At 61.2% G+C, this 12731-nt stretch carries 14 protein-coding genes; 6 read left to right on the top strand and 8 right to left on the bottom strand.

All coding sequences use genetic code 11. From position 1 onward, the window contains the following. Nucleotides 1–40: 40 nt before the first annotated feature. The 3 genes from ACORLH_RS20195 to ACORLH_RS20185 are packed head-to-tail and all read left to right on the top strand — an operon-like array spanning nt 41 to nt 2382. Nucleotides 41–1435, top strand: a complete 1395-nt coding sequence (locus tag ACORLH_RS20195; protein WP_321830132.1) for a DUF6638 family protein — start codon at nt 41–43, stop codon at nt 1433–1435. 18 nt (nt 1436–1453) lie between these two features. Beyond that, entirely contained in the window at nt 1454–1720 is a 267-nt protein-coding gene (locus ACORLH_RS20190) for a hypothetical protein (RefSeq protein ID WP_321830130.1), read from the top strand. Between the two features lie 14 nt (nt 1721–1734). Then, a complete protein-coding gene (locus ACORLH_RS20185) occupies nt 1735–2382 on the top strand; it encodes a DUF1523 family protein (protein ID WP_321830129.1) in 648 nt (215 codons plus the stop codon). 69 nt (nt 2383–2451) lie between these two features. Here ACORLH_RS20185 and ACORLH_RS20180 read toward each other — a convergent pair whose 3' ends face one another. Next, a complete protein-coding gene (locus tag ACORLH_RS20180; protein ID WP_321830127.1) occupies nt 2452–3918 on the bottom strand; it encodes a PLP-dependent aminotransferase family protein in 1467 nt (488 codons plus the stop codon). 128 nt (nt 3919–4046) lie between these two features. Here ACORLH_RS20180 and ACORLH_RS20175 point away from each other — a divergent pair, with 128 nt between their 5' ends. Further along, nucleotides 4047–4358, top strand: coding sequence for a metalloregulator ArsR/SmtB family transcription factor (locus tag ACORLH_RS20175; RefSeq protein WP_321830126.1), 312 nt, complete (start codon nt 4047–4049; stop codon nt 4356–4358). Then, complete coding sequence (locus ACORLH_RS20170) at nt 4351–5388, top strand: permease (RefSeq protein WP_321830125.1); 1038 nt, start codon at nt 4351–4353, stop codon at nt 5386–5388. Before ACORLH_RS20175 ends, ACORLH_RS20170 begins: the two co-directional genes overlap by 8 nt. Nucleotides 5389–5462: 74 nt before the next feature. Here the strand turns inward: ACORLH_RS20170 and ACORLH_RS20165 are convergent, their stop codons facing one another. The 3 genes from ACORLH_RS20165 to ACORLH_RS20155 form a co-directional block, all read right to left on the bottom strand. After that, nucleotides 5463–6044 (bottom strand): HupE/UreJ family protein, encoded by a 582-nt coding sequence (locus ACORLH_RS20165; RefSeq protein WP_321830124.1) that lies wholly within the window; start codon nt 6042–6044, stop codon nt 5463–5465. A 133-nt stretch (nt 6045–6177) separates the two neighbouring features. After that, nucleotides 6178–6768, bottom strand: a complete 591-nt coding sequence (locus ACORLH_RS20160) for a GNAT family protein (protein ID WP_321830123.1) — start codon at nt 6766–6768, stop codon at nt 6178–6180. Then, nucleotides 6768–8162, bottom strand: a complete 1395-nt coding sequence (locus ACORLH_RS20155) for an aspartate aminotransferase family protein (RefSeq protein ID WP_321830122.1) — start codon at nt 8160–8162, stop codon at nt 6768–6770. The genes ACORLH_RS20160 and ACORLH_RS20155 overlap by 1 nt, the downstream gene beginning before the upstream one ends. A gap of 252 nt (nt 8163–8414) precedes the next feature. On the opposite strand from ACORLH_RS20155, the gene ACORLH_RS20150 reads away from it, so the two are divergent. Then, a complete protein-coding gene (locus ACORLH_RS20150) occupies nt 8415–9677 on the top strand; it encodes a glycerate kinase (protein ID WP_321830121.1) in 1263 nt (420 codons plus the stop codon). A gap of 30 nt (nt 9678–9707) precedes the next feature. On the opposite strand, the gene ACORLH_RS20145 is transcribed toward ACORLH_RS20150, so the two are convergent. Genes ACORLH_RS20145 through ACORLH_RS20130 form a run of 4 tightly spaced genes read right to left on the bottom strand, consistent with a single transcriptional unit; the run spans nt 9708 to nt 12713 of the window. Then, a complete protein-coding gene (locus ACORLH_RS20145; protein WP_321830120.1) occupies nt 9708–10661 on the bottom strand; it encodes an OmpA family protein in 954 nt (317 codons plus the stop codon). Between the two features lie 6 nt (nt 10662–10667). Beyond that, complete coding sequence (locus ACORLH_RS20140) at nt 10668–11246, bottom strand: peroxidase-related enzyme (protein WP_321830119.1); 579 nt, start codon at nt 11244–11246, stop codon at nt 10668–10670. A 19-nt stretch (nt 11247–11265) separates the two neighbouring features. After that, entirely contained in the window at nt 11266–11994 is a 729-nt protein-coding gene (locus tag ACORLH_RS20135) for a GNAT family N-acetyltransferase (protein WP_321830118.1), read from the bottom strand. Further along, the gene (locus tag ACORLH_RS20130) at nt 11991–12713 is read right to left on the bottom strand and encodes a competence/damage-inducible protein A (RefSeq protein WP_321832861.1); all 723 of its coding nucleotides are present in this window, start codon (nt 12711–12713) and stop codon (nt 11991–11993) included. Before ACORLH_RS20130 ends, ACORLH_RS20135 begins: the two co-directional genes overlap by 4 nt. Between the last annotated feature and the right edge of the window lie 18 nt (nt 12714–12731).

Here is a 12731-nt window from a genome sequence, read left to right as displayed (position 1 = left end):
ATCATCAAATGACACAAGTTTCGCTGACAAAGGAAACCACATGAAACGCCTGATCGAAGCCGGCCTCATGTTCGGCAACCTCATTCACATTTCCAGCCCCGCCTTGGTCGAGCGCTATAACCGCGCGCTCACCCATCTGACAGGGCAACGCACGGACCTCAGTGATTTTCACATCGACATCGCGGGTTACTCGCCTGAAATCGGCGATGAGCTGGGCGATCACATGTATCTCAATCAGAACGGGGTGAACCGGCAGTTCATCCTGCTGACCACCCAGCAGAAAACGGCACCTTTGCTGAATGTGCAGTTCTCGATGAACCGCTCTGTTCTGCGTCAATTTATTGAGCAGAATGAAAACCAGCTGTTTGCACTGACCACGCGGGATGCGGTCGCCGGGGAGCTTCTGAACTCGGTCTATAGTCTGGAATCACCCCAGCAGCTGTTTGACATTCGTCGGATCCGGATTGAGGCGGACACCACCGCAGGCACCCTGCGGCAGGCGCAGGCACTGGGCGACAAGATTGACCAGTTCATGGGGGAAGAAGACGCCTGGTTTGATGATGTACTGATTGCCGAGATGATCACGCTGGCCAAAAAGACCGGCGATGTCACGCGCAATCCGGTCACGTTGGATCTGATGGAGTTCAGCCCGGAAAACTATTGGACGGCGCACTTTGGCGGGCTTTACGTGTTCCGCGGCATGGATCACCCGGCGGTGATTTCCCGTGGTGAGAAAGAGGATCTGGGCAAACTGCCGATCAAATACGTCTTTGATTTCAATGACCGCAATCAGGTGGCGAAGTTCCTTGATTACAATGATCTGGTCGAACCCATTGTGAAGGCACGGGGTGTGGATGCGGCTGCGATCCTGCGGCAGAAGATGGATTTCATCGTGGTGGATGTGGCGCAGGATCGTGGCATCGACCTGACCGGGGCCACCCGCCGTGACATCCGTGCCCTGGCGCGCGATCATGCTGCGGATCTGCCTGAGGAGTTCCACGGGTTGCAGTCACTGCTGCGCTGGGCGGAGGCCGAGGGCAGCTGGCCCAAAATCACATCCGACAATCCGGCCTATTTCTACACGCTGCGCGCGGCCAATCATCCCGACCGGGATCTGGTCAACATGCTGCTGGCCGAGCTGAGCCCCAAAGACATGCGTCAGTTGTTCATCTGCCACAAAGAGGCGTTTTACAGCGCCTATCAGGGCTGGAGTGAGACGAAAAAGGGCTATGTGGTTGATTTCCTTACCCGAGAGTACCAAGTGGATAAGGCCGGCACCCGCGCGGCCTTGTTCGGCCATGATGCGCCGCTTGAGGTTGCTGAGGCCGCGCCCGAGGATGATCTGATTGAGCGCGTTGGCCCGTGGTCTGCGCTGCGGCGCGGGCAGGCAGAACCACCGCGCCGCCCTGAAAAGCCGCGTGGCCCCTGGGGTTAAAGCAAGAGGAGGAGAGACATGTTTCCACTGGCACGACTGGCGTTTTTTGGCTTCATCGTTTTGACCATCCTCTATGTCGGTGTTTCGATCTATTCGCGGCTGGTGCGCCGCAGCAAACTGGCCAAGCAATGGCAGGAAGAGGGGGGCGTCGGGGACCGCGATGCCTTCATTCGCGAGGGGCTGGAAGACTATAACGACAGCTTCCGTCGCAAGTTGATCCTGTTGATTTACATTGTACCGGTGGTACTGGTCGCCGTGACCGTCTATCTGGTGAATTTCTACTAAGGGGGACCATCAACATGGTCTATTTGAAATGGGCGTTTCGGGTTGTTCTGTTGACCCTTGTGGTGGGGTTCTTCCACTACACCTTGCCGCAGCATGATATTGCCCGGGTGACTGACACCTATGAAAAGCGGATCGATTTTGGCGAAAACTCGATCTTCTGGGCGGCCTCGGATTCCGGCAATGCGACCACCACCGTGAACCGCGATGTGTTCTTCATTCAGGCTAAATACCCAAATGATCGGGTGATGGTCTATCGCAACGAAGACACCGGTTGGGGCTGGCCGCCTTATTTCAAGTTCGACACCTCGAATTTGCAGGCCGAGGCGGCGGATCTGAAATCCAGCGCAGACGCGCCGCAGTGGGTGGTGATCAAACACTACGGCTGGCGCAATGAGTTCCTGTCGATCTTCCCCAATGCGGTGTCTGTCCGTACCGCAACCGGACCGGATGAGCGGATCATCCCCTGGCTCAACATCGTGATCCTGACGCTGTTTGCTGCGGTGTTCTGGGCGATTTACGTGCGCTGGCGGCGGTTCCGTCAGGCGCGGATTGATCCGGTGCTGGAAGATATCGGCGAAGGCTATGATGCGGCCTCAGACGCGCTGGCGGATCGGCGCGGCCGGGTTAGCCGCTGGCTGGACAGCTGGCGCAGCAAGAAGTGATGGCCCAGAACGGATGGCCAAGAGCTAATGGAATGGGGGCTTTGGCCCCCTTTTTGCTGTTTGGTGCGATCAAGCGCTGACGTCAGCAATCGCCTGCGCGATGCGCGCCACGCCTTCAGCGATGCGGTCTGACGGGATGGAGGAATAGGCCAGCCGGTAATGATTGCGCGGGGCCTGCGCGCCGGTGAAGAACCTGTCGCCGCTTTCGATCAGAACACTGTCGGCCTGTAGCTGCTGACGCACCTGCTCCATATCCACACCCTCAGGGGCCTTCATCCAGAAGCTGGAGCCGCCAAAGGTGCCGCTGCCCGCAATCGTCAGCCCGTGATCCAGCAGCGCGGCCTGCATCACCGCGCGGCGTTCCGCCAGCAGGCGCGACATGCGTTTGATCTGGGCGTCATAATGGCCAAGGCGCAGGAAATAGGCGGCGGTCCGCTGGATATGGCCGGGGGGATGGCGCAGCACATTGGCACGCAGGGCCCGCGCCTGCCGGATGAACGGCTCTGGCCCCACGAGGTATCCTAGGCGGAGCCCCGGAAACAGCACCTTGGAGAAGCTGCCGACATAAATCACCCGGCCATCGCCATCGAGGCTTTTGAGCGCGGGCGAAGGGGGCGACAGGAAGGACATCTCAAATTCGTAGTCATCCTCCACCACCAGCGCGTTGCGCGCGCGGGCGGCGGCCAGCAGGGCCTCGCGCCGGGGGCGTGGCATGGTGGCGGAGGTGGGGCATTGATGCGATGGCGTGGTGAAGATCACATTGCAGGCCTCTGGCAGCGCGGCGGGTGGCAGGCCTTCGGCGTCCACATCCACCGCGGTGACGTCACAATCGATCTGCGCCAGCGTGTCCTTGAGCGGCGGATAACTGGGGTTTTCCATTACAGCGCGCCGCCCCGGCCCAAGCAGCACCTGCGCCGCCAACCATAGGGCGTTCTGCGCGCCCATGGTGACCAGCACCTCCTCAGGGCGGGCCATGATTCCGCGCCGGGGCAGGCTGTGGCGCAGGATAAACTCCACCAGTTCAGGGTCATCCTGATCGTAGTAATCCGTGGTCAGCGCGGTGAAGTCCTTCTGCCCCAGCGCCTGAATCGCGCAAAGCCGCCAATGGGCGTGGTCAAACAGCGCCGGGTCCGCCTGACCGTAGACAAAGGGGTAGCGGTAGCGCGCCCAGTCCGAAGGCCGCCCCGGCACCACAGAGGAGGTGATCTGACGGCTGAGCGCCTTGTCCCAATCCACCGCTTCGGCGGCGGCGGGCAGTTCCGGTTCGGGCAGCGGTTCTGGCGCATTTTCCGAAACGAAATAGCCCGATCGATCCCGCGCCGCGAGGTAGTCCGAGGCCTGTAATTCGGTATAGGCCAAGGTCACGGTGATCCGGCTCACCCCCAGATGGGCCGCAAGTTTGCGCGATGAGGGCAGCTTTTCCCCCCGGCGCAGGCGGCCTGACAGGATGCCTTCGGCGATCATCTGCTGGATCTGTGCCTGCAGGGTGCCCTGTGCATCGGGTTTCAGAAAGAAGGTTTCTACAGGGATGGCCATAGCCGCAGTCTAGATTGGCCTTATCTGGGGTTCAATCTGGATCTACCAGAGGCATCTGCACCAAGGGGGTTGCTTCGGAATAAATAAAACCATAAAACTAGTTTTATCGAATCATATTGGAGAGAGCCATGAATCTAGAAGTGGCAGCAGGCGGGTTTTCCGCCATGGGATCAGAGGCACGGCTGGAAGTGCTGCGCCTGTTGATCCGCGCCGGTGAGGCCGGTCTGACCGTGAGTGAAATTCAGGAACGGTCCGGCATCGCCCCCTCAACTCTTGCGCATCACCTGAAGTTCTTGGCGGCGGGCAATGTTGTGACCCAGGAAAAGCAGGGCCGCAGCACCATCACCCGCGCAAATTTTGACCACCTGCGTCTGCTGGCAGATTACATCCTGTGTGAATGCTGCGCTGACGCACCACGAAAGGCAGCAAACGATGGCTGATCTGACACAAAACCCATCCCGCAACTGGGGCACGCTGCTCTCTGCTTTGAAAACGCCCTGGGCCGCAATTGTGGTGATCCTGGCGCTGGTGGCGCTGCTGGATCCGGCCAACCTGCAGGGCACCATCTCCTTTGCTGGTGCGGCCCTGTTGAGCACCGGGCGCTATATCCTCTTTGCTGTTTTCCTACTGGCCTACCTGAAAGCCACCGGGGCTGAGGTGTTGGTCGCCAAAGCTTTTGAGGGGCGCCAAACCCGGATGATCCTGTTTGCCGCGCTGTTTGGCGGATTGGCACCGTTTTGTTCCTGTGAGGTCATTCCGTTTATCGCTGGTTTGCTGGCCCTTGGCGCGCCCTTGCCAGCGGTTATGGCTTTCTGGCTGTCCTCTCCGCTGATCGATCCGCCGACCCTGCTGATCACCGCGGGTGCATTGGGCTGGCCTTTTGCAATTGGCAAAGCGGTGTTTGCTGTTGGTCTGGGCCTCTTTGGTGGTTTCCTGTTGCGGGCGTTGATGTCTGGTGGCGCGTTCCAGAACCCGCTGAAGAAAGAAGAGAAAAAGAGCTGCGGCAGCTGCTGTTCCGCCCCCAAGATGGAGGGCAAGCCGGTCTGGGCCTTCTGGAAAGAGGCAGAACGTCGGGTGAAATTCCGCCAAGAGTTCGGTTCCAACGCGCTGTTCCTGCTGAAATGGCTGGCACTGGCCTATGTGCTGGAGGCGCTCTTGGTGACCTATGTGCCAGCGGATGTGATCGCCACTGTGGTGGGCGGCGACGGCGTGCTGCCGATCGTGACCGCGGCCTTTGTGGGCATGCCCGCCTACCTCAACAGCTATGTTGCACCGCCGCTGCTGGCTGGCCTGATGGAACAGGGGATGAGCGCAGGCGCCGCCATGTCCTTCATGATCGCGGGATCTGTCAGCTCCATCCCGGCCATGGCCGCTGTCTGGTCGCTGGTCAAACCGCAGGTCTTCGCCACCTATCTGGCGCTGGGGATCAGCGGGGCGATCCTGTCGGGGATCCTGTTCCAGTTGATCTGATCCCTGCCACACTGATGAAACAGAAAGGGCCGCGCATTGCGGCCCTTTTTGCTTTGGGGTCTGAGCCTAAGGTGTCAGCCCACCGCCAGGATCAGCCCGGCAAGGGCGGTGCCGCCACCAAGGATACGCAGGGGCAGGTCCTGGCGCTGCAGCAAAGCGCCGATCAAGGTGCCGAACCCGTGCAGAACGATTGTCGCCAAAAGGAACCCGGCGCCGTAGGGCAGGGCCTCGGCCGCGCCCAGTTCGGTGCCATGGGCGTGACCGTGGAACAGGGCAAAGCCCGCGACGGTCAGGATCGCCCAATATGCGGCAGGGCGCAGCGCCAGTGCGACCAGAAACCCCAGCACAACCGAGGAGGCAAGGATCATAGGCTCAACCGCGGGCAGGGGAACACCCGCCAGCGACAGGAGGAACCCCGCCAGCATCGCGGCCACAAAACCCAGCGGCACCGACCAGATCGCCCGGCCGCCAATCTGCGCCGCCCAGAGGCCTACAACGATCATCGCCAGAATATGGTCCAGCCCAAACAGCGGATGGCTGAAGCCCGCCAGCACAGATCCGTGCTCCGCAGGGTCCATATGCGCCAGCGCGGGGGAGGCGAAGGCTGCGATTGCGCCGGCCAGCGGCAGGCCGGTGAGGCGGGTGAGATTTGTCATGTCGGATCCTATCTTTGGTCATCCGGGCATCCCGGGTTGGGTCATGCCCTTGTTTAGACATCCTCCAAAGCATGGCTCGGGACCGGGCGCAATGCTGCCCGGCCCTTGCGTGGGCATTTTCTGGATGCAGCGGTCAGTCGCGCGGCTTTTCCAGCTGCCAGGTCAGGTGGGATCGCACCATCGGCCATTCGTTGGACAGGATCGAATAAACGGCGGTGTCCCGCAGGGTGCCATCTGCCATTCGCATGTGATTGCGCAGCACCCCATCCAGCTTGGCCCCCAGCCGTTCGATGGCACGGCGGCTTTGGTGGTTGATGAAGTGAGTGCGAAACTCCACCGCGACACAGTCCAGATCGTCAAAGGCATGGGCCAGCAGCAGACGTTTTGCTTCGGTGTTCAACGGGCCGCGCTGGACCTCGGGCGCATACCAGGTGGACCCGATTTCAACCCGTTTGGTGGCTGCGTCGATGTTCATATAGGTGGTCATGCCCACGGCCTTGCCCGCCGGGGTCAGCACGGTGAAGGGCAGCATGGAGCCTGCGGCCTGCAAGGAAAGGCGGCGCTCAATCTCCGCTTTCATCCCGTCGGCAGAGGGGATCGAGGTGTACCACAGCCGGTGCATCTGACCGCTGGCGCTGGCCGCCTGCAGGGCGTCGTGGTGGTCCATAGACAAAGGGGCCAGCACAACGTGCTGCCCCCCTAAGGTTACCGGTGTCGGCCACATCAGCCAAACACCTGCGTCAGCGCCTGATCAACCGTGTCGGTGATCTTGTCCACGTCTTCTGCGGTGACGATCAGCGAGGGTGAGAAACACAGCACATTGTTGCGCCCGGGAACCGAGCGGTTAGATGCACCGATGATCACGCCCATCGCGCCACAGGCGGCCACAACGGCGCCAACCTGCGCCTCATCCACCGGCTCTTTGCTGTCGCGGTCTTTGACCAGTTCCGCACCCAGGAACAGGCCCTTGCCACGGACGTCACCGATCACGGCGTGCTTTTCCTTCAGCGCTTCAAGGTTTGCAAAGAACCGCTCGCCCATCTTCTCGCAGTTTTCCAGCAGGCCCTCATCTTCGATGATGCGCATGTTTTCCAGTGCGGCCGCCGGGCCACCGGCGCAGCCGCCGAAGGTGGAAATATCGCGGAAGTGATCCAGCTTGTCCGACGGGTCCGATTTGAAGCAGTCAAAGACTTCCTCGGTCGCGACCATACAAGCGATCGCCGCGTAGCCCGAGGCCACGCCTTTGGCCATGGTCACAAAGTCCGGCTGGATGCCGTATTGCTGGTAGCCAAACCAGGTGCCGGTGCGGCCAATGCCACAAACCACTTCGTCGATGTGCAAGAGGATGTCGTACTTTTTGCAGATCTCCTGCACGCGCGGCCAGTAGCCTTCGGGCGGGGTGATGACGCCACCGCCGGCGGTCACTGGTTCCAGGCACAGCAGGCCGATGGTGTCCGGGCCTTCGCGCAGGATCACATCCTCAATCAGGTTGGCTGCAGCGATGCCGAAGGCCTCGCCTTCCAGATGGCCCAGCCCCAGTTCATCCTTGCGGTATTCCATGCAATGCGGCACCCGAACGAAGCCCGGCGCGAAGGGACCATACTGCAGGTTCCGCTCATCTTGACCGCCCGCCGACATCGTCGCCAGTGAGCTGCCGTGGTAGTCACGATCCCGGTAGAGGATCTTGTTTTTCTTGCCGCCATATCTCTTGTGCGAAATCTGGCGCACCATCTTGAAGACCTTCTCATTGGCCTCAGATCCGGCGTTGCAGTAGTAAACGCGGCTCATGCCCGGCATCTTCGAGATCAGCTTCTCAGCAAACTTGGACCCGGGGATCGAACCCGCCGCCTGCGCGAAGTAGCACATCTTCATCAGCTGTTCCTGCACCGCATTGGCAATGCTTTCACGGCCATAGCCAACGTTGACGGTCCAGACCGCACCGGAAACGGCATCGATGTATTCTTTGCCGTTCTGGTCCCAGACCCGCATGCCTTTGCCTTCGATGATGATGCGCGGCTCGGCTTCTTCAAAGGGTTTGTGTTGGGTCAGGTGATGCCAGACGTGGGCGCGGTCTGCGTCAACCACTGCCTGAATATCGTTGTCACGGGTGCCGTCCATGGGACTGTCCTTTCTTCTTAGGGGAGGGCCGTTGGGCAGGCGTGTCGCTGACCTTGGGCGTTGGCGTTATTGAACGGGGAAATCCTGCGCTTGCGTAGGTCCAGATTGGGAATGCGATTAGGGCCAAATTTGAGTTGTGGGGTGCAGTGCCCATGATGGGCCTTTTTTGCAGGAGATTGCGCAGCACGCGGGCGCTTTGCGCTTTTCTTTACCCAGCGTCGTTTCTAATGTTCGCGCAAACAGGAGGGGCCCTTGGAACACCGCGCATTTTTGACCGAACTGTTTGATGCAGCCATCGCTGCCGCAGATCCGAAGCTGGCATTGGCGGCGCATTTGCCGGAAAAACCCAAAGGCCGCACGATTGTGATCGGCGCGGGCAAAGGCGCGGCGCAACTGGCCGCAGCCTTTGAGGAGCTTTGGGGGGAACCGGTTGAGGGCACGGTGGTCACCCGCTATGGCTACGCCTGTGAGACCCAGCATGTGACCGTGTTGGAGGCTGCGCACCCGGTGCCGGATGCGGCTGGTCTGGCGGCGTCTGAGGCGCTGTCTCAGCAGGTTCAGGGCCTGAGTGCGGATGATCTGGTGGTGGCGCTGGTTTGCGGTGGCGGCTCCGCCCTGCTGGCGGCCCCGGCTGAGGGGCTGAGCTTTGCCGATGAGGTGGCGTTGAATGAGGCGCTGTTGGCCTCGGGTGCGCCCATCGGGGCGATGAACGCTGTGCGCAAACAGGTGAGCGGGATCAAAGGTGGCCGGCTGGCCGCGGCCTGTGCGCCGGCGCGGGTGGTGTCGTTGGTGGTGTCCGACGTGCCGGGCGATGACCCTGCGCAGGTGGCTTCGGGGCCGACGGTGCCGGATCCGGTGGGCCGGGCCGAAGCACTGAAAGCGGTGGTCGATTATGGCATTGCTCTGCCCGATGCAATCGCGGCCCATTTGGCCAAGGCGCCCGAAGATGCCCCGCAGCCAGACGATCCGCGATTTGCCCGCAATGAGGTGCATGTTGTCGCCTCCGCCGCGATTTCCCTTGAGGCGGCTGCCGCGAAAGCGGAGGCCGCAGGTTGGCCAGCGGTCATCCTGTCAGACGCCATTGAAGGCGAAGCGCGCGAAGTGGCCAAGATGCATGGCGCCATGGCCCGCGAAGTGGTGCGTCGCAACCGCCCGTTCAAGGCACCTTTGGTCATGCTGTCGGGTGGGGAAACCACCGTGACACTGCGCGGCAAAGGGGGCCGGGGAGGGCGAAACAGCGAATTTCTGTTGTCGCTGGCGATGGAATTGGATGGCGTGGCTGGCGTCACAGCGCTGGCGGCAGACACCGATGGCATCGATGGGTCTGAGGATAACGCCGGTGCCTTTGCTGATGGCACCACGGCTGCTGCGATGCGTCAGGCCGGGGTTGATCCGGCGCAGGCGCTGGCGGGCAATGATGCCTACACGGCCTTTGATGCCGTGGGGGAGATCTTTGCCCCCGGCCCAACCGGCACAAACGTGAATGATTTCAGGGCAATCTTGATCGAAGGCTGACGCGATAGCAGTCCGAAGTTGGCCGCAACCCTATTCGGTGTTCAGAAGAACCGCCTCAACCCGGCGGTTTGCTTCGCGCCCTTCCTCGGTCAGGTTTGGTCCGCGTGGCGCCAGGTATCCCATGCCCTCGGCGTCCAACTGCGCGGATGAGACACCATGGACGGCAATCAGCCGATCCCGGACCGAGGCGGCCCGGCGTTTGGACAGGTTGATGTTGCGCTCCAGCGTGCCGAGGGCATCGGTGTGGCCGACCAGCGCCACCCGGCGTGAGGGATCGGCCTTGAGGTACGCCGCCAAACTGTTGAGTGAGGCAAAGGGCCCGGCCCCCAGATCGGCTGATCCGGTGGCAAAGGACAGATCCTCCAGCACCACATGTCCCTGCGCCTGCAGGTGCGGCACGGTATCGCTGGCGATGTCACTGTTGGTCAGACGGGCGACATCCGGAACCTCGGCAGGACCCTCAGGTGTGTTGGCGGCAATCACCCCGTCGGTGTCTGCCGCATCCGTCACCCGGATCATCTGGATGAACCCGGTGTTGGCAGATCGTGACACCAACAGGCCCAGATGATCCTTGTCGCCGTTCTGCGCCGCCAGAAACCGGAAATCGCTCAGGTCCACATGCATATCAGGGGCGGGCAGCACCTCGGTCTCAAACCGGAAGTCAAAGCCGCCGCAGGCCTGCGTGTCACAGGAAAAAAGGATGGTGTAGCCCAACGCTTCCAGCTGGGTCTGCAAGGGATCCAGCAGCTGCAGTGAGGTCAGCCCCTGCGACGCCACCGACCAGCTGCCGCGATGCACCAGCCCCTGAAGGTCCAGCACCGGCAGCTGGCCATCGGCAAAGGTACCGACGGGCAGGGCGTAGCTGTCCAGCTGGCTGGTCTGATCGCGCAGAACCTCACTGCCGACGGGCAGCTCCAGCGTCAGGCTGGTGGCCATCGCGGGGGCTGGCAGCGCCAGACAGGTGAGGAAAGCAAGGGTGCGCATTGTGTCTTAGCCGCGGTTTTGGGCGTGGTATTCCGGGTTCGGGCGCATGTCCAAGGACGAGGCCACCCGGTTGGTCATGTTGTAAAAGGCCGCCGTGTTGGCTATGTCCCAGATATCGCGTTCGCTGAAGCCAACATCGCGCAGCACCTGACGGTCGCTTTCCTCAATGGTGGCGCTGGCCTTGGTCAGCTGGACCGAGAAATCCAGCATCGCGCGCTCACGAGCGGGCAGGTTGGCAACACGGTAGTTCATCACCAACATCTCCCCCAATGCGGGGTTACCTGACAGTTCACGCACCGCCGCGCCATGGGCGGTCAGGCAGTAAAAACATTTGTTTTCAGACGAGACCACAACCGCGATCATTTCCCGCTCAAGCTTGCTGAGGCCGCTCTCGGCCAGCATGATGTTGTTGTAAAGCGCAGTGAAAGCGTTGAGCTTTTCAATGTCAAAGGCATGCGCCTTCAGCACGTTGGGCACCAATCCCAGTTTGTCCTGACAAATGTCGAAATACTTTTGTGTTTGCTCTGGCAGCGGATCCACCATCGGCAGATCAAGGGCGGTGGGCATGTCGTCTTGGCGGCTCATGTTGGTCTTTCGTGTTCGGTTACAGGTCATCGCCATGTTTGCGGTAATGGTACTGTCCTGCAAGAGACATTCCTAAACTGGAATAAAGCGCATTGGCGCCTTTGTTCGCTTGGGTGCAGACCACAGACAGATGTGACGCCCCATTGTCGCGCGCCCAGAAGGCGGCGAGCCGCATGAAATACCGCCCCATGCCCTGTTTGCGCTGATGTTCCAGCACCTCAAGCGCATGCACCATGGCAATGCCGTTGTGTATCGCGACAAACCCGGCACCCGCTGGGGAATCGTTCAAACGGCCCAGCAGCGCGGTCTTGGCCCCTTCGGCGCGGTGCATCACCTTGATACGGTCCGGACCGATGCCGCCTTTGGCCCAGATGTCCAGCTGGATCGCCAGCGGTTCCCAAACCTGAAAGGCGGTGACGGGGGGCGGGAATTCGGTGGCGATGTCATCCACGGTTGCCACCCAAAGGTTTACCGGATCCACAACCTGATAGCCGTTTTCAGCCAGCAGCTGATCCAATGCCTCATCGCCCTGGCGGATCTGGAACAGGCGGGGCTGGTTCAAGGCCTGCATCGCGGCCTCTGCCGCAGGCAGGTCAGTGGCGGTGAAAGGGGCCTTGGCCACTGTGGCCGAGACCCGCTGCCCGCCACCCTGACCATCCCGGATCAGCCAGGGGCCCACGCGCCGTTCGGTGGCGGCCGGCCAGGTGCCGTCAATCACATCATAAAGCGCATTTGCATCGGGCATCATGTGTTCATCGCCTCGCTCAGCGCGGTCATCGCCTGATCCAGCTGCACGCCATCCTGGCCACGGATCACGATATTGGTGCCATAGATGCCGTTTTGGCTGAACGGATAGGATCCGAAGGACAGATCTGGATAGGCCTCAGCCAGCGCGGTCAGCGGCGCGGCAATGTCACCTTCGCCACGTTCCACCCGCAGGCTCTGGCTGAGGAGCGGTGCCCCGCCGGTGAGCGTGGGCAGGATGGAGGCCACCATCGTCTGGAAAATTGTCGGTACCCCGGCCATGACATGCACGTTTTCCAACGTGAATCCGGGGGCGGCAGAGATTGGATTGTCAATCAAGGCCGCGCCATCCGGGATACGCGCCATGCGCAGACGGGCCTCATTCAGCTCCTGACCTGACCGGTCATAATGGGCCTGCAGAATGGCGCGGGCATCGTCACGCACGCCAATGGGGGTGTCAAAGGCTGCGGCAATGCATTCTGCAGTGATGTCATCATGGGTGGGGCCAATCCCGCCCGAGGTAAAGACATGGTCATAGCTGGCGGCCAGTGCCTTGACCGCGCTGGTGATCGCCTCAGCCTCGTCTGAGACCATGCGCGCTTCTTTCAGGTCGATGCCGTGTTTGGTTAGCTCATTGGCAAGGTGGTGCATGTTGCTGTCACGGGTGCGCCCCGACAGGATTTCATCCCCGATCACCAACATGGCGGCTGTTGGATTTTGCATCATGCCTCTCCTTCCTTG

This window comes from Thalassovita sp., from assembly GCF_963691685.1.
Classification (GTDB): Bacteria; Pseudomonadota; Alphaproteobacteria; order Rhodobacterales; family Rhodobacteraceae; genus Thalassobius.
The sequence above is the reverse complement of the archived record's forward strand: the minus strand, read 5'-3'. Positions and strand labels throughout refer to the sequence as shown.